Below are 19,788 nucleotides of genomic sequence, written 5' to 3' on the forward strand. Positions count from 1 at the left end.
AGCATGGCGTCTTCGCCGTCCTTTTCCGTGTCGTTGCCGGAGGTTGCGGGTCGGCTGACGCCGCAGGCGCCGCTCGCGCCGCTCGTCTGGTTCAAGACCGGCGGGGCGGCGGAATGGCTGTTCGAGCCGCGCGACACCGACGATCTGGCGCAGTTTCTGGCGGCACTCGATCCGGCGGTGCCGGTGATGCCGCTGGGATTGGGCTCGAATCTGATCGTGCGCGACGGCGGCGTGCCGGGCGTGGTGATCCGGCTGGGCAAGCCGTTCGCCAAGGTGACCGCGATCGATGCGACGACGCTGGTCTGCGGCGGCGGGGCGAGCGGGATTCTGGTGTCGTCCTCGGCGCGGGATGCGGGTATCGGGGGTGTCGAGTTTCTGCGCTCGATCCCCGGTACGGTTGGCGGGTTCGTGCGGATGAATGGCGGCGCTTATGGGCGTGAAACCAAGGACGTACTGGTCGAATGCGAGATCGTTCTACGTTCGGGCGAACGGCGTGTGCTGCCGGTCGAGGCCGTCGGGTACAGCTATCGCCATTCGGATTTGCCCGAAGGCTGCATCGTGGTGAGCGCAACGTTCCGCGGTCGGCCGGAGGAACCGTCTGTAATTCAAGCGGAAATGGACCGTATCGCGGCTGAGCGCGAGGCTTCGCAACCGTTGCGGTCGCGGACGGGCGGGTCGACGTTCAAGAATCCGGACGGCCACAAGGCCTGGGCGCTGATCGACCAGGCGGGATGTCGCGGGCTGACGCGCGGCGATGCGCAAGTCAGTGAAAAGCATTGCAATTTCCTGCTCAACCTCGGCGCTGCGACGAGTGCTGAGATCGAGGCGCTCGGGGAAGACGTGCGCGGCCGCGTGAAGGCGCAATCGGGAGTGGAATTACTGTGGGAAATTCAGCGGGTTGGAGTGAAGGCATGACGCTCCATGTCGCCGTCCTGATGGGCGGTCCCTCCGCCGAGCGCGACGTCTCACTGATGTCGGGCAACGGCGTGGCCGATGCGCTGGAGTCACTCGGCCACCGGGTGACGCGGATCGACATGGGCAAGGACGTTGCCGCGCGGCTGACCGAGGCCGCGCCGGACGTCGTGTTCAACGCGCTCCACGGGACCCCGGGCGAGGACGGCACCGTGCAGGGAATGCTCGACCTGATGGGGTTGACCTATACCCATAGCGGGCTCGCCACCTCGGTCATCGCGATCGATAAGCAACTGACAAAGCTGCTTCTTGTCCCCGGTGGCATCCCCATGCCGGGGGGGCGGATCGTGAAGTCGGAATCGCTGTACGACGGTGATCCGTTGCCGCGGCCGTATGTGCTCAAGCCCGTCAACGAAGGGTCGTCGGTCGGGGTGGCGATCGTCACCGCCGAGGGGAATTACGGCAACCCGATCGCGCGCGGCGTGGCGGGGCCGTGGGCCGAGTTTGAAGAACTGCTTGCCGAACCCTATATCCGGGGACGCGAGTTGACGACCGCGGTGCTGGGCGATCGGGCGTTGGGTGTCACCGAGCTCAAGCCGAAGAACGGTTGGTACGATTTTGACGCCAAATACACCGACGGATTGACGGAACACGTCTTCCCAGCCGCCATTCCCGACGAAATTGCTGCAGCTTGCCGCCGGATTGCGCTCGATTCACACCGGTTGCTCGGGTGCAAGGGGACATCGCGCTCGGACTTCCGCTGGGATGACGAACAAGGGGTCGACGGGCTGTTCCTGCTCGAGGTCAATACCCAGCCGGGGATGACCGCGCTGAGCCTCGTTCCCGAGCAGGCGAGGCATTGCGGGATCGAGTATCCGCAGCTCGTCCAGATCATCGTCGATGAGGCTCTCAAGGACAACGCTGCGAAAGCCGGGTCGCCATGAGCGGGACGATCAAGCGCGGCACCGTCCGTCGTCCGGTCCAGCCCAAGCGGAAACAGGCCGCCAAGCCATCGGCGATCGATCGTGCGCTCTCCGCCTTGCCGGTGAGCGAGGCGACGCTGCACAAGCTCGCGACCTGGACGATCACCGGCGCGGTTGGGGTGGGCGTGATCGCGCTCGCGTCGTGGTTCGGCATTCCCGCGGCGATCGGTACCGCGATCGGCGAGGGGATCGGCGACGCTGGCTTCAAGGTCACCAACATCCAGATCACCGGGCTCAACCGGATGGACCACAACGTCATCTACAAGATCGCGGCGAACCAGCCGTCGATGGCGATGCCGCTCGTCAGCCTCGAGAAGATCCGGCAGGATCTCGTCTCGCACAGCGGGTGGATCGAGGACGTGCACGTCTCGCGGCGGTTGCCCGATACGCTGTTGGTCAACGTGATCGAACGCGAGCCCAGTGCGATCTGGCAGAACAAGGGGCAGCTCGCGCTGATCGCCGCGAACGGGACGTGGCTGGAGCCGGTCGACCCGCAGGCGATGCCCGATCTGCCGGTGGTGATCGGCCCGCATGCGAACGAGCAGGAAGTGCCCTACCGCACGCTGCTCGACGCGGCGCCCGCGCTGAAAGGGCAAGTCAAGGCGGCGACCTGGGTCGGCAACCGGCGCTGGACGCTGACGTTCGAGACCGGCGAGACGCTCGCCTTGCCCGAAGGCGATACCGCCGCGGCGAAGGCGCTGGTCAAGTTCGCGCAGCTCGACGGGGTTCGGCCGTTGCTCGGCAAGGGGTGGCTCGGGTTCGACATGCGCGATCCGACGCGGCTGGTCGCGCGCAAGCCGGGGGTGACGACCAACAAGGCGATCACGGATCCGGGCACCGCCCCGACACAGGTGCCGACCGTCGCGCCGTCCGCGACGCCGACCCCGGCCGCGTCGCAAAGCAGCGCGCCACGGCTGACCGCGGTAAAAAGAACGAGCACGGATTCACAGGCTTAAGCGATTGCGGTAAGCGTTGGTGGGAACAGGGGTAAGGGCATGGCGAAAACCGCACCGGAAGGGTTGATCACCGCACTCGACATTGGATCGTCGAAGGTGTCGGCGATGATCGCGCAGAAAGGCGATGGCGGCGAGCTGATCGTGCTCGGCACCGGCCAGCGCGAGAGCAAGGGCGTCAAGCGCGGCTATATCGCCGATGCCGCGGCGACCGAAGTCGCGGTGCGCGAGGCGGTCGAACAGGCCGAGCGGATCGCGGGCCTCAACATCGAGAACGTGTGGGTCAGCTTCTCGGCGGGCGGGCTGGTGTCCGACGTCGCGTCGATCGAATTCGAGCTGGGCGGCCACCGGGTCGAGCAGACCGACATCGATGCGCTGCTCCAGGCCGGACGGGAGTCGATCGATCCCGCGGGGCGGATGGTGCTGCACGCGCAGCCCGCGCTGTACACACTCGATGGCCTCACCGGGGTGAAGCGCCCGCTCGGGCTGCATGCCGATCGGCTTGGCGTTCACATTCATGTCGTCGCGGCGGATGGATCGCCGGTCCGAAACCTCGGGCTGTGCGTCGCCAACGCGCATCTCGAAGTGAAGTCGATCATCGCGTCGCCGGTCGCTACGGGAATGGCGTGCCTCAGCGACGAGGAGCGCGAGCTTGGTGTCGCATTGGTCGAGCTGGGGGCGGGGATCACCAACGTCTCGCTGTTCGCGGGCGGGATGCTCGTCGGGCTGATGTCGATCCCGATCGGCGCGCAGGACATTACCGACGACATCGCGTCCGCCTTCGGCACGCGCCGCGCGCAGGCGGAGCGGATGAAATGCGTCCACGGCTCGGCCAACGCTTCCCCGCGCGACAACCACGAGATGATCGACGTCGCGCCAATCTCCGCCGAGGAAGATGCGAGCGACGGGACGCGGATCACCAAGGCGCAGCTGATCTCGGTCATCCGCCAGCGGCTGGACCATTTGATCGGCGAAGTGTCCAAGGCGCTCAAGGACTTGAAGTTCGAAGGTCCGGTCGGGCGGCAAGTCGTGCTGACCGGTGGCGGCGCGGAGCTGAAGGGCATCGCGGATTATGCGCAAGCGGCGCTGGGGCGTTCGGTGCGGATCGGGCGCCCGCGCGGGTTGACCGGCTTGCCCGAAGCGCATGCGACTCCTGCATTCACGACCCTGGCCGGGCTCGCTTTCTACGCCGCCGCCGACCCGATCGACCTGCGCGCGCTGTCGAGCAAACAGCAACTCGTGCATCGTCCGAAGGGATTCGCGGTAATTCGTCGCCTGATGGCGGCGGCTCGTGCGAATTATTAAACAATTACGACCCGATCGGGCGGTTCGCGCTGGAACGACTGGCGGTGATAGTGCAGAACCGCCTTTGAAGTAAATTGAGTGCGTCGGGCCTGTGGCGCCCGTTGGAGACTGGGACATGAGCATCGAATTTCTGCCGCCCGAAGTCGACGAACTGACCCCGCGGATCGCGGTGATCGGCGTCGGCGGTGCAGGCGGCAACGCCATCGCGAACATGATGCGCGCGGACGTGCAAGGCGTTGAATTCCTTGTAGCCAACACCGATTCGCAGGCGCTGAAGCAGTCTGCGGCGAGCCACAAGATCCAGCTCGGCGTGAAGATCACGCAAGGGCTGGGTGCTGGTTCGCGCCCCGAGATCGGGCGTGCGGCGGCCGAGGAGACGATCGACCAGGTCACCAAGATGCTCGAAGGCTCGCACATGTGCTTCATCGCCGCGGGCATGGGCGGTGGCACCGGGACCGGTGCGGCCCCCGTCATCGCCAAGGCGGCGCGCGACATGGGGATCCTGACGGTCGGCGTCGTGACCAAGCCGTTCGCCTTCGAGGGCACGCGCCGCGCCAAGAGCGCCGAAGCGGGCATCGAGGAACTGCAGAAGTACGTCGACACGCTGATCGTCATTCCGAACCAGAACCTGTTCCTCGTCGCCAACGCGAACACGACCTTCAAGGAAGCGTTCCAGATGGCGGACGAAGTCCTCCAGCAGGGCGTCCGCGGGATCACCGACCTGATGGTCATGCCCGGCCTCATCAACCTCGATTTCGCCGACGTCCGTTCGGTGATGCAGGAGATGGGCAAGGCGATGATGGGCACGGGCGAAGCCGATGGCGACAATCGCGCGATTGAGGCGGCGTCCAAGGCGATCGCCAACCCGCTGCTCGACGGCGTCAGCATGAAGGGCGCCAAAGGCGTCATCGTGTCGATCACCGGCGGCGACGACATGCGCCTGCTCGAAGTCGACGAGGCCGCGAACCATATTCGCGAGCTGGTCGACGACGATGCGAACATCATCTGGGGTTCGGCGTTCAACCCCGACCTCGAAGGCAAGATCCGTGTTTCGGTGGTCGCCACCGGTATAGAGGCAGAGGCGCGCCCCCCCGAGGCAGCGGCTCCGGCATCACGCGCGTTCAGCTTCTCGAACAAGAAGAGTGACGAGCCCGCAGCCGCGCCCGCGCCTGCACCGACGCCTGCCCCCGCGCCGGCTCCGGTAGCCGCCGCGCCTGCGCCCGCACCGGTGGCGCCGCCAGCGCCGTCGCAGGCGGATGAACTGGTGCTCGGCAGCGACGCCGTCGTGCCCGCCCCGCCGCGCGTCTATGGCGATGTCGATGTTCCGGCACCGGCCAGCGACGACACCCCCGCCGAAGCGCCGACGCGGCGCCGCTGGCTGTCGCCGGGTGCCGCCGTTTCGGAAGACGCACCCGTCGCGGCACCGGCCGAGCCCGCTGCCCCCGCACCCCGCGTGAAGCTTGGCGGTACGCTGTTCGAGCGGATGTCGAGCGTGTCGCGCGGCGCCGCGCGCGAGGAAGAGGCTGCACCCGAGAAGGATCCGCTCGACATCCCGCGCTTCCTGCATCGGCAGAACAACCAGTAAGAACCATGACCACCACGTCCGATCGGGCGTGGTGGTCCGGTTTCCGGCGATGCCGGAAACAGAGTTTGTCGTCCGCCGGAGTTCCGTTTCGTCTCGGCGCAAGCGGCTCCCGCCGTCATTGCCGGTTCAGCGGCGACGGGCTTTAGGATCGTCCATGCGCATCGTCCGCCTCGCCGCTTCCGTCCTCGCCCTGGCCGCGAGCGATGCTGGAGTGGCCCAATCGCAATCTGCGCGCGCACCGGTCTATCCGACGCCCTATCCGCAGACCTCCCCCATGATGGTCCAGCCGGTCGGCGATGCCGACGCGCTGGCGAGCGAGATCCGCTTGCTTGCGGCGGACCCCAACAACGTTCAGGCACTGGTCCGCGCGGGTGAACTCGCGCTCAAGCTGGAAGACCCGACCGCGGCGGCGACGTTCTTCGCGCGCGCGGCGCGGATCGATCCGCGCAATCCGCGGATCAAGGCGGGCGAGGGCAATCTGCTCGTCACCGCCGAGCGGCCGGGCGAAGCGCTGCGGCATTTCGGCGAGGCGGAGTCGCTGGGCGGGGACGTCCGCAGTTTCGCCGCCGACCGTGGCCTTGCCTATGATCTGATCGGCGAACAGGACCGCGCACAGCGCGAATATCGCGTTGCCTTGCGCGCCGCCGAAGATGACGAGACGCGTCGGCGCTATGCGCTGTCGCTCGGCATATCGGGGAAGCGCGAGCTGGCGCTGAAGGAAATCGAACCGCTGTTGCGCAAGAGCGACCGTGGCGCGTGGCGGTCGCGCGCGTTCATCCTGGCGATGGGCGGCGACAAGGCGGGCGCGGAGCGGATCGCGACGACGATGATGCCGGCGGGGATGGCGCAGGGGTTGCAGCCGTTCTTCGAGATCCTGCCGTCGCTGCGCCCGGCGGATCGCGCGTTCGCTGTACATTTTGGTGAAGTGCGCGCTTCGCCCACGCGGCTTGCCGACGCGCGGATGATTCCGCCGCTCGCTGCGTTGCGCCCCGATCCGACCGCGCCGGTCGACAGCGTTGCGACGCCGCGGCCCCCCGCCGTGACGGTCGCCGCAGCGCCGAGCCGCAAGGATCGCCGGTCGCGCAAGGAGCGCGAACGCGAGCGCGTGACGATCGTGGCGGCGACGACACCGCCGGTCGTGCCGCTGCCGGCGCCCCCGGCCTATGTGCCGCGCCCGACGACGATGGCGTCCGCAACGCCGTATCAGGGGCCGCGCTATGGCGGGCGGACCAGCACCGCGTCGAGCGCGACCCGCGCCGCGAACCTCGCCGCCGCCAGCGCGTTGCGCACGCCGGAGACGGCGTCTGCGTTCGCGGAGGGGCCGTCGTCCGCTGGCGGTGGCAGTTCTGCCGCATTGCCTTCGAACGTGGCGCTCGGATCGTCGACCGTGGTGGGCGCGAGCCGTGCCGCTTCGTCTGGTTATGCACCATCCTATCCGGCGGCGACTCCTGCGCCGAATCGGTCGGCCTATGTGCCGACGGCGCAGCGGGCGAAGGCGGCGGCTGTGCCCTTGACCGCGACACAGCGCGCCAACGCCGCGTCCGCAGCGGTCCAGCCGGGCGCGACTTCGACGCCGCCAGCCTATGTCGCGCGGAGTGTCCCTCCGGTGGCGTCCGAACCGAGCGGTGCTGCGGCGGTTGCGCCCAGCGTGGTCGCGCCGGTTGCGGCTGCGGTCGCTACGCCTGCTCCAGTCCGCAGCGAGGATTCGATCCTGGCGGCGATCATCGCGGGGATCAACATTCCGGGCACCGAACTGGGCGTCGCGCCCGAGCGGATGGCGGTCACCGCGCCGCCGCCGATCCAGCGCGCGATCCCGAGCCGTCCGCTGGAAACCGAAGGCACGACCGCCGCCTTGCCGAAAGCGGCGCCCGCGCGCGCATCGGTTGCGCGGACTCCGACCGAAACGCGGATGGTCGACCGCAATTCCGGGAAGCCGGTGGTGGACGCGGATGCTGCCGACGAACGGGTCGGTGCGGCGCGCAAGACCGCTGCCGACAAGAAGGCACTCGCCGACAAGGCCGGCAAGAAGGTTGCCGACGCCAAGAAGCTCGCGGACGCCAAGAAGGCGGAGGAGAAGCGCAAGAACGATCCCAAGCTGCTCGAACCGCAGCGCTATTGGGTGCAGGTGGCGGGCGGCGCCAATGCCGGTGACCTGTCCAAGCAATGGGACAAGCTCAAAAGCAAGAACGCCAAGGCGCTTGCAGGGCGGACGGGGTGGGTCACGCCGCAGCGAGCGACCAACCGCGTGCTGACCGGACCGTTCAAGACCGACGACGAAGCGCAGGCGTTCGTCAACACGCTCGCCAAGCAGGGCCTGTCGGGGTTCGTCTTCACGAGTGAAGCTGGACAGAAAGTCACGAAATTGCCCGGGAAATGAGAAGCGTCGCGCGCTGGGCAAGCCGCCCGGAGCTGAGCCGGGGGCGCCTGCATGACGAAAGCGCCGGGAGCGCCGGGAGCGGTGGGGTGTCGGTGCGGGGGCCGCGCGACGCGTTCCAGCGCGACCGCGACCGCATCGTCCATTCGATCAGCTTCCGCCGGTTGCGGCACAAGACGCAGGTGTTCATGGCACCGGACGGGGACCATTTCCGCGTCCGCCTGACGCACAGCCTGGAAGTCGCGCAGATCGCACGGACGATCGCGCGGGCGCTTGGGCTCAACGAGGATCTGACCGAGGCGCTGGCGCTGGCGCATGACATCGGCCATCCGCCGTTCGGGCATGCCGGTGAGGATGCGCTCGAGCGTGCGCTGGCGGGGCAGGGCGGGTTCGACCACAACGGCAATACGCTGCGCGCGCTGATGCTGATCGACAGCCCCTATCCGCGCTGGGAGGGGCTCAACCTCACCTGGGAAACGCTCGAGGGGCTGGCGAAGCACAACGGCCCGATCGCGCGGCCGGGCTGGGCGCTGGCGGAATGCGACGCGGCGTTTCCGTTCGAGCTGACGCGCTGGCCGAGCCTGGAAGCGCAAGTCGCGGCGATCGCGGACGACATCGCCTATGACAATCACGACATCGACGACGGGTTGCGCGCGGGTCTGCTGACGCTCGACCAGTTGCTTGCGGTGCCGGTCATCGCGCGTGAATGGGACGGCGTTCGGACGCGGTTTCCCGGTATTTCGAACGATCGCCTGATCGGCGAACTGATCCGCACGCAGATCGGCACGATGGTCAACGATCTGATCGGCGAGACGCAGCGGCGGCTGGAGGGGATCGGCGATATCGCGGACGTCCGGTCGGCGGGGCGTTGTCTCGTCGGGTTTTCGGAGGGAATGCGGGATGACGAGCGAACGCTGAAGCGGTTCATGTACGCCAACCTCTACCATCATCCGCGGCAGCTCGAGGCGGCGCGGGCGGCGGAGGGAATCGTCTCGGGGCTGTTCACGGCGTATCGTGAGGACCCGCGGTCGATGCCGGCGGCGTGGGCGGAGCGACTGCCCGAGGCCGAACCCGCCCGGAGCCGCCACATCGCCGATTTCATCGCGGGAATGACCGACCGCTATGCGGTGTCGCGCTTCCGCGAGGTGGTCGGTCCGATCGACCTTCCGGACGGGTTCTAAGTCAGCTTCGCACCGATCGGACCCCCCGGCGGCACGCCGCCGGGGGGCGACGCGATCAGTTGGCAGTGCCGCCGTTGGCATCGACCGTGGCCGACTTGGGCGGCACGGCGAACGACACGGGAACCCCGTTGGAGACGCCGGCGACGCGCTTCCCGCGGACGACCAGATGGAAGGTCGCGCCCGAGGTCAGGTTGCGACCGTCGATATCGACGTGATCGTCCTTGGCGACTTTCGTGTAGGTGAACGTCTGGCCGTCCCGCGTGAAGGTGCGGGCGTCGGTGGCGACGTCGGCGAAGGCAGGGGCGGCGGTGGCGACGACGACCGTTGCGACGGCGGCGATGAACTTGAGCATGATCGGTTCCTTTCGAATGAAGGCCAGATCAGCATCCCCTCCGTGGGTTAATGACAAAATCATCATATTGCAGCGCAGCATTCTCCCCAAGCGCAAATCGCGCGGAAGCAGTTGCACAAAGCGAACGCGATCTCGTATCCCGGCATAGTCTTGCGACAAAGGTGGTCCAGAGCGCCTGCATGGTTCGGGTTTCGGGACAACTTGCGTGATCAAGGCCGCTATTGCACTCAACCGCTTCGGACTTGGCGCGCGGGGCGATCAGCCGCCACCGCCCGACCCGGTTAACTGGTTGATTCAACAGTTGACTGCGTTCGATCCACGGCCCGACTCCATCGCCAATGCGCCGACCAGCGCCACCGTTGCCGCGGGGTTGGCGGACTATTTCCGGCAGCAGCGGGCGATGCGGATGGAGCTCGCCCGTCGCGCGCCAACGCCAGCGGCGGCACCGATGGCTGGGATGTCGGTTCCGCTGCAGCCGCCGGGAACGCCCGGGATCGCGCCGGCCAAGCCCGAAAAGCCCGCGCGCGACGACTCGATGAAGCAGGCGCGCCAGTTCGCCCAGCGCACCAACCGTGCGGACTATGCCGGCGCGATTGCCGCGCGCGCGACCAACGCGCTGGTCACCGACACCCCGTTCGTCGAGCGGCTGGTGTATTTCTGGGCGAACCACTTCGCGGTCTCGGCGGACAAGCTGACCGTGATCGGTCTTGCCGGGACGCTCGAGTTCGAGGCAATCCGTCCGCATGTGCTGGGCACCTTTCGCGACATGCTGCTGGCGGTGGAACAGCATCCGGCGATGTTGCTGTATCTCGACCAGGCGGTGTCGGTCGGTCCGGGCTCGCCGCTCGGCCAGCGCATCGCCGCGCGCGGGAACCGCAAGGTCGGGCTCAACGAGAATCTCGCGCGCGAAATCCTCGAGCTCCACACGCTCGGGGTGCGGACCGGCTATACCCAGGCCGACGTCACCGAGTTCGCGCGCGCGATGACCGGTTGGACGGTCGCCGGGATCGGGCAGGGGCCGGGCGCGCGCGCCGCGGGGACCGACGGAATGCCGGGCGATTTCGTGTTTGCGGCCGCGCTGCACGAACCCGGCGACCGGACGATCATGGGGAAGCGCTATCCGGCAGGTGGCGTCGAGCAGGCGCGCGCGGTGTTGCAGGACGTGTCGATCGCGCCCGCCACCGCGACGCACGTGATGACCAAGCTCGCGCGGCATTTCGCCGGGGACACGCCGCCCCCCGCGCTAGTCGCGCGGTTGCAGAAGGCGTTCCTCGACTCGGGCGGGGACTTGCCGACCGTGTACCGCGTGCTGATCGCCTCGCCCGAGGTGTGGGTCGAGCGGCCGCTCAAGTTCAAGACGCCGTGGGAGTGGACGCTGTCGTCGATGCGCGCGCTCAACCTGAAGACGGCGGACGGGCAGGCGATGGTCGGGCTGCTCAACCAGCTCGGGCAACCGACGTGGAAGCCAGGTCAGCCGATCGGCTATGACGACATCGCAGCGAGCTGGGCCGGGCCCGACGCGGTGCTGCGGCGAGTCGAGGCGGCGGAGCGGTTCGCGTCGCGCGCCGCCACGATCGATGCACGTGCGCTCGCGCCCAAGGTGCTGCCGGGGTCGGTCAGCCCAGCGACCCAGACCGCGCTCGCCAATTGCGAGAGCCCGGCGCAGGCGCTCGCGCTGCTGCTCGTCGCACCCGAATTCCTGCGGAGGTAATCGCCATGTACGATCGTCGTGCGTTTCTTGGGGCCGGGGTTGCCGGTGCCGTCTTCGCGGCCCTCAGCCCGCGCCTGGCGTTTGCCAAGGCCGAGACCGACAAACGCTTCGTGTTCATCATCCAGCGCGGGGCGGCGGACGGTCTCGGGATCGTCGCGCCGGTCGGGGACCCGGCGTTTGCCGGTGCGCGCGGCGATCTGGCGCTCGACTTTGCGAGCGCGCCCAAGCTGGATGCGCTGTTCGCACTGCATCCGGCGATGGCGCGGGTGCAGGCGCTGTACGGTGCCAAGCAGGCGCTGTTCGCGCATGCGGTCGCGTCGCCGTATCGCGATCGGTCGCATTTCGACGGGCAGAACGTGCTCGAGAGCGGCGGGACCGGGGCGTATCAGCTCAAGGACGGCTGGATGAACCGGCTGCTCGGCGTGCTGCCGCCGACCGAGGCCAAGGCGATCGCGGTGTCGGCGACCGTTCCGCTGGCGCTGCGCGGGCCGCGCGACGTGTCCTCCTACGCGCCGTCGAACCTGCCGCAAGCGTCGGACGATCTGCTGCAACGTGTCTCGATGCTGTATGCGGGCGACAGTCAGCTCCATGCGCTGTGGAGCGAGGCGATGGGCACGCGTGCGCTGACGGGCGACCTGGCGGCGGGGGGCGGGGCCAATGCCGCCGCGACCGGTGCGCTCGCGGCGCGGCTGATGGCGCCCGCGAACGGCGCGCGGATCGCGATGATCGAAACCGGGGGGTGGGATACGCACACGGGGCAACGCGGGCGGCTGAGCACGCAGCTGAAGGGGTTGGATGCAATGATCGGCGCGCTTCAATCCGGGCTTGGGCCATTGTGGGCCGATACGATGGTGCTGGTCGCGACTGAATTCGGGCGGACGGTCGCGGTCAACGGGACCGGCGGGACCGATCATGGCACCGCGAGTTCGGCGATGCTGCTCGGCGGCGCGGTGCGAGGTGGGCGGGTGCTGGCGGACTGGCCGGGGCTGGCTGCGACTGCGTTGTTCGAGGGGCGGGATTTGCGGCCGACGCTGCAGCTCGATGCGTTCATCGGCGGCGCGGTCGCGGGGCATTTCGGGGTGGAGCCGGCGAAGGCGATGGCGGCGCTGTTTCCATCGTCGAAGGGGACGGCGGCGGTGGCGGGGCTGGTGTAGCGCCTGCCACCCGCTCCTGTGCCGTCATGCTGAACTTGTTTCAGCATCCACCTCGCCGCTTGGGCAGCCAGCCGTTGTCGCACGGTGGACCCTGAAACAAGTTCAGGGTGACGCCGGTGGCTGGGGCAGCGAGCGCTTAGTTCCGTTCCGCGCGGTAGGATGACCCCGGCTTCCGCCGGGGCCACGGGACTGCGTCTGCTTACTGCGCCACCACCGGCAGCAACACCGCGCTTGCGCCGACGCTGCCGTGCTGGATCGTCACGGTCGCCTTCTTGTAATCCTGCGGCTTCGCCAGGAAGATGTTGGGGACGAAGGTCTGCGGGTTGCGATCGTAGACCGGGAACAGCGACGACTGGACCTGCACCATGATCTTGTGGCCGGGCAGGAATTCATGGTTCACCGCTGGCAGGCGGAAGCGATATTCCTGCGTCTTGTTCGCCGGGATCGCGGTCGGCTTGGCGAAGCTGTCGCGGTACCGCCCGCGGAAGATGTCGAGGCTGATCGCCAGTTGATAGCCGCCCATCTTGGGGTTGCTTGCGACCTCGTCCGGATAGACGTCGATCAGCTTGACCACGACGTCGCCATCGGTCCCGGTCGTCTTGGCGAAGATGTCCGCCCACGGCACGCCCGAGACCTTGACCGTCTTGGTGAGCACCGGGGTCGAATAGCTCATCACGTCGGTGCGGCCATCGACCGAGCGCTGGTCGGACACCAGCCATTCGCCCCAGCGCCCATCGTCGAAATTGATAGGACGCGGCAGGTACGGGACCGGGTTTGCGGGATCGGAGACATAGCTGTCCCCGCCATTCGCCGCGCGCTGGAAGCCGAGGCCCTTGTCGGCCTGGAGATACAGCGGGGTGAGCGGCGTGGCGCAGCCCTTGTCGCACGCCAGCGGCCATTTGGGGAACGTATCCCAATGGTTCGCGCCGGTGTTGTAGATCGCCGCCGCGGGAAGCGTGACCGCGGGACCGTCCTTCAGATACTGGTTGAAGAACGGCAGGACCATGCCCTCGCGATATTGCTGCGACGTGTCGCCGTTCCACTGCAGCGGCCCCAGCGAGCGGCCTTCGCGGTTGATCTGGCTGTGGCGCCACGGGCCCATCACCAGATAGTTGTTCGCCTGGTGGCCGGCCTTGACCAGCGCTTCATAGGCGTGGATCCCGCCCCACATGTCCTCGTGATCCCACAGTCCCTGTTCCCACAGCGTGGGCACGTTGGACGGGCTCGCGGCGAGCAGCGTGTCGAGCGCCTGGCCCGACCAGAAGCCGTCATACGCAGGGTGCTGCACCATGCGGTTCCAGTAGGGGAGCTGGTCGTAGCCTGACTTCTTCGCCCAATCGCCCGCCGAGATGGTGCGGAAATTGTCGTAATCGTCATAGCCGCCCGAGGGCGGCGATTGGCCCGCGCCCTTGTAGCCGGTCTGCGAGGCGAGCCAGCCGATGTTGGGGAGGCGGAACGCGCCGTAATGGAACCAGTCGTCGCCCATCCAGCCGTCGACCATCGGGCTCTGCGGCGCAGCGACCTTGAGCGCGGGATGCGGGTGGAGCAGCGCCATCGCGACGGTAAAGCCCTCATAGGACGAGCCGATCATCCCGACGCGGCCGTTCGACTGCGGCAGGTTCGCCTTGTTCACCAGCCAGTCGATCGTGTCGTACGCATCGGTGGTGTGATCGACCTTGGTCTGGTTGAGCGGGCCGATCACTGGGCGCGTGACGACATAGTCGCCTTCCGAGCCGTATTTGCCGCGAATGTCCTGATAGACGCGGATGTAACCACCCTTAACGAACATCTCGTCGGCGAGTGGGAGCGTCGACAGCTCGCTCGAGGAATCCATCCGGTTGGTGCGGCCCTTCGCGTTGTACGGCGTGCGCGTCAGCACGATCGGCGCGTTGGTCAGGCCCTTGGCGTAGACGATCACGGTGTAGAGCTTGGTCCCGTCGCGCATCGGGATCATCGCCTCGCGCTTGACATAGTCGCGCGCCGCCTCGGGCGGAGTGAAGCTCTTCGGGATGTCGCCCCCACTCGATCCCGCCGCCTTGTCCTGCGCCAGGGCTGGGGTGAGCGCGATCAGCGCCGCGGTGGCGGCGAGCAGGAACGACTTGGAATGCATGGGCAACCTTTCGACACAAAGTGTATGCCGCGGGTGGTACGCAAGGTGTCGTGGCGGACGCAACCATTGATGGTACAATGTTACACATTTTCTCGGTGTGCTACGGAGGTTTTGCCCCGCAGCCGCATCTCGGCTATGCGCCGCGCTCGCTGACAAGACCGGACCGAACATGACCCTGTACACCCGTTTCGCCGCGCACATCGATGCGGCGCTCGATACGCTCGTCGCTGCCGGGGACCTTCCCGCAGACCTGTCGCGCGCGAACGTCACGGTCGAGCCGCCGCGCGACATCACGCATGGCGATCTCGCGACCAATGCCGCGATGGTGCTGGCCAAGCCCGCCAAGACCAACCCGCGCGCGCTGGCGGAGAAGATCGCCGCGCATCTGGAAACGCTGGACGAGGTTTCGAGCGTGTCGGTCGCCGGGCCGGGGTTCATCAACATGACGTTGACCGACGACACGTGGCGGACCGAGCTGTCCGCGATCCACGATGCGGGTGGCGACTATGGCCGGTCGAACCGGGGTGCGGGGACGACGGTCAACATCGAATATGTCTCGGCCAACCCGACGGGTCCGATGCACATGGGGCATTGCCGCGGCGCGGTCGTCGGCGATGCGCTCGCCGCCTTGCTCGAGTTCGCCGGGCATAAGGTGATCCGCGAATATTATGTCAACGACGCGGGCGGGCAGGTCGATGTGCTCGCGCGCTCGGTCCACCTGCGCTACCGCGAGGCACTCGGCGAGAGCGTCGAGATCCCCGAGGGTCTGTATCCAGGCGACTATCTCGTTCCGGTCGGGCAGATGCTTGCGACCGAATTCGGCGATACGTATGTCGGCAAGCCCGAGGGCGAATGGCTCGTGCTGTTCCGTACCCGTGCGGTCGCGGCGATGCTCGTGCTGATCAAGGCGGATCTCGCGCAGCTCGGCATCCATCACGACCTGTTCTCGTCGGAAGCCGAGCTTCAGGCGGCGGGCAAGCCCGAGGCGGCCGAGCATGATCTGCGCGCGCGCGGCCTCATCTACGACGGTGTGCTCGAAGCGCCCAAGGGGCAGGAACTCGAGGACTGGGAGCCGGTCGTGCTGCCGCTGTTCCGCTCGACCCAGTTCGGCGACGACCAGGATCGCCCGATCAAGAAGTCGAACGGGCAGTGGACCTATTTCGGCGCGGATCTCGCCTACCATTACCAGAAGGCACAGACCGCCGACGCGCTGATCGACATCTGGGGTGCCGACCATGCCGGGACGGTCAAGCGGATCGTCGCCGCGGTGCAGGCGCTGACCGGCGGCAAGACGCGGTTCGACGTCAAGCTCGTCCAGATGGTGCGGCTGATGCGCAACGGCGAGCCGATCAAAATGTCCAAGCGCGCGGGCAATTTCGTGACGCTGGCGGATGTCGTGAACGAAGTCGGCAAGGACGTCGTCCGCTTCACAATGCTGACGCGCAAGGCCGATGCGCAGATGGACTTCGACTTCGCCAAGGTGGTCGAGGCGTCGAAGGACAATCCGGTGTTCTACGTCAATTACGCGCATGCGCGGATCGCCTCGCTCCACCGCCGTGCGACCGAGGCGGGGATTGCATGCGATACCGTCGACCTGTCGCTGCTCGACACCGAGGACCTGGCGCTGGTGAAGTTCGCGGCGCAGTTCCCGCGGATCGTCGACACCGCTGCGGCGGCGCGCGAGCCGCACCGGATTGCGTTCTACCTCTATGACTTGGCAGCGTCGCTCCACGCGTTATGGAATGTCGGCAACGATCGGCCTGACCGGCGCTTCCTGCTGGCGGACAACCCCGGCGTGACGTGCGCGCGGCTTTTCCTGGCGGAGGGGATCGGGCAGATCATTCGCAACGGTCTGGGGATCATGGGCGTCCAGGCGGTGCAGGAGATGAATTGATGGCGTTCGGCGACCGGGACATGCGCGACAGCGATCGGCTTCCCTGGCTGGAAACGGTCGAGCCGGAGCGGACTGCCGACGTTCCGGTCGTCCGGATCGTCATGATGGTCGTCGGCCTGCTGCTCGTGGTCGCGGTTGCGATCCTCGGCTATCGCTATTGGGATACGCATCGCGGGATCAGCGGCAACGGGGCGCTGATCGCGGCGCCCGAGGGGGCGTACAAGATCCGCCCGCCCGAGCCCGGCGGCATGGTCGTGCAGGGCGAGGGCGATACCGCGATCGCGACGAGCAACGGCGACACCATGGGCAATGCGTCGATCGACATGACCGCCGCGCCCGAGGTTCCGATCGAGGGCAAGAAGGTCGCCCCGCCGCGGATCGATTCGGGCGCGCGCAAGGCGATCTCCGCGATTCCGTCGGCGGACGGGGCGATATCCGGCGGCGCGCTGATCCAGCTCGGGTCGTTCGATACCGAGGCCGACGCCAACGATATCTGGAAGCGGATCGCCAAGCGGCACAGCTATCTCGCGCCGCTGGGGAAATCGGTCCAGATGGCGCAGGTCAACGGTCGCACCGTGTATCGCCTTCGAGTCAACGCGGGGAGCACGGGGCAGGCGAAAAGCCTCTGCACGAAACTGGCCGCTGAAGGTCAGGCGTGCTTCGTTCCGCGCAGTTGATGCCCCGCGCGGGGTGACGCGGCGGTCGGCGGACGATAGGACGGCAGCATGAAGCCCGTCATCTTCGGCCTGTCCGGCCCCGTCCTCACCCCCGACGAACGCACCTTCTTCGCCGCGGTCGACCCGGCGGGGTACATTCTGTTCAAGCGCAACATCGTCGATCGCGCGCAGGTGCGTGCGCTGACCGACAGCTTGCGCGATCTTTCCGGGCGCGCGGACCTGCCGATCCTGATCGACCAGGAGGGTGGCCGCGTCGCGCGGATGCGCGCGCCCGAATGGCCCGAATTCCCGGCGGGGCCGGCGTTCGATGCGCTGTACGAGATCGCGCCCATCTCCGCGATCGAAGCCGCCAAGGCGAATGCACAGGCGATCGGCCTGATGCTGGCCGAGGTAGGAATCACGGTCGATTGCCTGCCGTTGCTCGACGTGGCGCAGGCCGACACGACCGAGGCGATCACCACGCGCGCGCTCGGGTCCGAACCGCTCCGCGTCGCGGCGATGGGGCGGGCGATCCTCGACGGGTTACGCGCGGCTGGCGTGGTCGGCGTGGTCAAGCACATGCCGGGTCATGGCCGCGCCAAGGTGGATACGCATTACCATTTGCCGACCGTCACCGCATCCGACGCCGAGCTGGCGATCGATCTGCAGCCGTTCGTCGCGCTCAAGGGCGCGCCGATGGGGATGACGTCGCACATCGTGTTCGAGGCGTGGGACCGCGAGCGGCCGGCGACGCTGTCCCCCGTGATCATCGAGGAGATCATTCGTCGCCGGATCGGGTTCGAGGGGCTGCTGATGACCGACGACATCGACATGAAGGCGCTGAGCGGCACCGCCGGGGACAAGGCCGCCGGGGCGATCGCGGCGGGGTGTGATCTGGTGCTCGATTGCTGGGCGCGGATGGACGAGATGGTCGACATCGCGGGGCGGCTGGGCGAGATGTCCGACGTGTCGCGCGCACGGATGGATCGTGCGATGGCGACGGTCGCCGGGGTGGAAGCCGAGGGCGACATGGCTGCGCTGATCGCCAAGCGGGATGCGTTGCTCGCGCTGGTGTAACGCTGAGTCGGTTCGAGGGCGGGCTAAACTGCTCTCCTGCGAAAGCAGGAGTCCAGGCGTTCCGGGCATTACCGCTGTGGCTCTGCGTTCCCCTGGGTTCCTGCCTTCGCAGGAAGACGGAGGGATGGGGGCGTTTCCCACTTGCGGGTCTCACCTCCTAGAAGGCGCTTCGGAGGATAAGCCGCTCCCCACGCCCCTGTGAATTTGGTAGCGTGCCGCCACGCATGACCGATACGCCCGAAACGCTGACGCTCGATATCGACGGGTGGGAAGGTCCGATGGACCTGCTGCTCGCGCTCGCGCGGAGCCAGAAGGTCGATCTCAAGCAGATCTCGATCCTTGCGCTGGTTGACCAGTATCTGCGCTTCATCGAGGAAGCGCAGGCGGCGCTCGAACTCGCGGCGGATTATCTCGTGATGGCGGCGTGGCTCGCGTATCTGAAGTCCGCGCTGCTGCTGCCGCGCGATCCCGAGGTCGAGCCTTCGCCGGAGGAGCTTGCACTACGGCTGCAATTGCGGCTCGAGCGGCTGAACGCGATGCGCGAGGCAGGCGCGCGACTGGTGGCGCGTGACCGGGTCGGGCGGGACGTCTTTACGCGGGGTGCGCCCGAGGGGCTTCGCACGATGCGCAAGGCGCTGTGGCAGGCGGAGATCTATGATCTGATCGCGGCGTACGGCGTCATCACCGCGCGGACGCGACCCGCGATGCACATCGTCGCGCACCGCCCGGTAATGACGCTGGAGGCGGCGCTGGCGCGCGTGTCGCGGCTGGTCGGCGTGGAGATCGACTGGCGGCTGATCGAGAGCTTCCTGCCCGCGGACGCCAGCGGCCTGTTCCGCAAGTCGGCGCTCGCCTCCTCGTTTCTCGCCGCGCTCGAACTCGCCAAGCAGGGGAAAGTGGAGTTGCGGCAGCAGTCGCCGTTCGCACCCTTGTACATCCGCGCAATCAGCGTGGCGGCGGCATGACCCCGCCCGACGCCACGATTCGCGCGGTCGAGGCGGTGCTGTTCGCGGCGACCGAACCGATGACCGCCGATGCGATCCGGGTGCATCTCGGCGGGATCGAGGTGCGCGCGGCGCTCGCGGCGTTGCAGGCGGATTATGCGGGGCGCGGGATCGAGCTGGTGCGGCGTGGCGAGCGCTGGCATTTCCAGACCGCCGCCGACATGGCGCACCTGCTCCGGAGGACGCATGAGGAACCGCGCAAATTGAGCCGCGCCGGAATCGAGACGCTCGCGATCATCGCGTATCACGAGCCGGCGACGCGCGCCGAGATCGAGGCGATCCGGGGCGTGCAGATTTCGAAGGGGACGATCGACGTGCTGATGGAAGCCGGGTGGATTCGCCCCGCGGGTCGGCGCGAAGTTCCGGGGCGTCCGCTCCTTTATGCCACCACGCCAGCGTTTCTCGCGCACTTCGGTCTGGCCAGTCGGCGCGATCTTCCGGGGCTGGAAGATCTGCGCGCCGCCGGGCTGCTTGATCCGGTCGATCTCGCGTTTGAAACTATGGAGGTGGCAAAGCCGTACGATGAAGACTAGATAG

At 67.6% G+C, this 19,788-nt stretch carries 16 protein-coding genes; 14 read left to right on the plus strand and 2 right to left on the minus strand.

Annotated elements, in window-relative coordinates:
- Positions 1-3: 3 nt before the first annotated feature.
- From murB to ABIC16_RS06960, 7 genes are all read left to right on the plus strand, one after another.
- The gene (gene murB, locus ABIC16_RS06930) at positions 4-915 is read left to right on the plus strand and encodes a UDP-N-acetylmuramate dehydrogenase (RefSeq protein ID WP_354290536.1); all 912 of its coding nucleotides are present in this window, start codon (positions 4-6) and stop codon (positions 913-915) included.
- Positions 912-1,856 carry a D-alanine--D-alanine ligase gene (locus tag ABIC16_RS06935; protein ID WP_354290537.1) on the plus strand — a complete coding sequence of 315 codons (945 nt, stop codon included), beginning with the start codon at positions 912-914 and terminating at the stop codon, positions 1,854-1,856. Before murB ends, ABIC16_RS06935 begins: the two co-directional genes overlap by 4 nt.
- A complete protein-coding gene (locus tag ABIC16_RS06940; protein WP_354290538.1) occupies positions 1,853-2,851 on the plus strand; it encodes a cell division protein FtsQ/DivIB in 999 nt (332 codons plus the stop codon). The genes ABIC16_RS06935 and ABIC16_RS06940 overlap by 4 nt, the downstream gene beginning before the upstream one ends.
- A gap of 39 nt (positions 2,852-2,890) precedes the next feature.
- Complete coding sequence (gene ftsA, locus ABIC16_RS06945) at positions 2,891-4,153, plus strand: cell division protein FtsA (RefSeq protein WP_277968684.1); 1,263 nt, start codon at positions 2,891-2,893, stop codon at positions 4,151-4,153.
- A 115-nt stretch (positions 4,154-4,268) separates the two neighbouring features.
- Positions 4,269-5,738, plus strand: a complete 1,470-nt coding sequence (gene ftsZ / locus ABIC16_RS06950; protein ID WP_277968685.1) for a cell division protein FtsZ — start codon at positions 4,269-4,271, stop codon at positions 5,736-5,738.
- Between the two features lie 154 nt (positions 5,739-5,892).
- Positions 5,893-8,115: an SPOR domain-containing protein gene (locus ABIC16_RS06955; RefSeq protein WP_354290539.1), complete on the plus strand. Its 2,223-nt coding sequence runs from the start codon at positions 5,893-5,895 to the stop codon at positions 8,113-8,115.
- Positions 8,112-9,293: a deoxyguanosinetriphosphate triphosphohydrolase gene (locus tag ABIC16_RS06960; protein WP_354290540.1), complete on the plus strand. Its 1,182-nt coding sequence runs from the start codon at positions 8,112-8,114 to the stop codon at positions 9,291-9,293. Before ABIC16_RS06955 ends, ABIC16_RS06960 begins: the two co-directional genes overlap by 4 nt.
- A gap of 55 nt (positions 9,294-9,348) precedes the next feature.
- On the opposite strand, the gene ABIC16_RS06965 is transcribed toward ABIC16_RS06960, so the two are convergent.
- A complete protein-coding gene (locus ABIC16_RS06965) occupies positions 9,349-9,645 on the minus strand; it encodes a hypothetical protein (RefSeq protein WP_354290541.1) in 297 nt (98 codons plus the stop codon).
- 205 nt (positions 9,646-9,850) lie between these two features.
- Between ABIC16_RS06965 and ABIC16_RS06970 the strand changes: the two genes are divergently transcribed.
- A complete protein-coding gene (locus ABIC16_RS06970; protein WP_354290542.1) occupies positions 9,851-11,356 on the plus strand; it encodes a DUF1800 domain-containing protein in 1,506 nt (501 codons plus the stop codon).
- A gap of 5 nt (positions 11,357-11,361) precedes the next feature.
- The gene (locus ABIC16_RS06975; RefSeq protein WP_354290543.1) at positions 11,362-12,510 is read left to right on the plus strand and encodes a DUF1501 domain-containing protein; all 1,149 of its coding nucleotides are present in this window, start codon (positions 11,362-11,364) and stop codon (positions 12,508-12,510) included.
- 199 nt (positions 12,511-12,709) lie between these two features.
- On the opposite strand, the gene ABIC16_RS06980 is transcribed toward ABIC16_RS06975, so the two are convergent.
- A complete protein-coding gene (locus ABIC16_RS06980) occupies positions 12,710-14,620 on the minus strand; it encodes a CocE/NonD family hydrolase (protein WP_354290544.1) in 1,911 nt (636 codons plus the stop codon).
- Positions 14,621-14,789: 169 nt separating this feature from the next.
- Here ABIC16_RS06980 and argS point away from each other — a divergent pair, with 169 nt between their 5' ends.
- From argS to scpB, 5 genes are all read left to right on the plus strand, one after another.
- Positions 14,790-16,514 carry an arginine--tRNA ligase gene (gene argS / locus ABIC16_RS06985; RefSeq protein ID WP_354290545.1) on the plus strand — a complete coding sequence of 575 codons (1,725 nt, stop codon included), beginning with the start codon at positions 14,790-14,792 and terminating at the stop codon, positions 16,512-16,514.
- Positions 16,514-17,191 (plus strand): SPOR domain-containing protein, encoded by a 678-nt coding sequence (locus tag ABIC16_RS06990; RefSeq protein ID WP_354290546.1) that lies wholly within the window; start codon positions 16,514-16,516, stop codon positions 17,189-17,191. Before argS ends, ABIC16_RS06990 begins: the two co-directional genes overlap by 1 nt.
- Before the next feature lie 48 nt (positions 17,192-17,239).
- Complete coding sequence (locus ABIC16_RS06995) at positions 17,240-18,247, plus strand: glycoside hydrolase family 3 N-terminal domain-containing protein (protein WP_354290547.1); 1,008 nt, start codon at positions 17,240-17,242, stop codon at positions 18,245-18,247.
- Between the two features lie 224 nt (positions 18,248-18,471).
- The gene (locus ABIC16_RS07000) at positions 18,472-19,212 is read left to right on the plus strand and encodes a segregation and condensation protein A (RefSeq protein ID WP_277968695.1); all 741 of its coding nucleotides are present in this window, start codon (positions 18,472-18,474) and stop codon (positions 19,210-19,212) included.
- Complete coding sequence (gene scpB, locus ABIC16_RS07005; RefSeq protein ID WP_354290548.1) at positions 19,209-19,784, plus strand: SMC-Scp complex subunit ScpB; 576 nt, start codon at positions 19,209-19,211, stop codon at positions 19,782-19,784. The genes ABIC16_RS07000 and scpB overlap by 4 nt, the downstream gene beginning before the upstream one ends.
- The last annotated feature ends 4 nt before the right edge of the window (positions 19,785-19,788 follow it).

It is taken from the genome of Sphingomonas sp. PvP055 (genome assembly GCF_040546365.1).
In the GTDB taxonomy this organism is placed as follows: domain Bacteria; phylum Pseudomonadota; class Alphaproteobacteria; order Sphingomonadales; family Sphingomonadaceae; genus Sphingomonas; species Sphingomonas echinoides_A.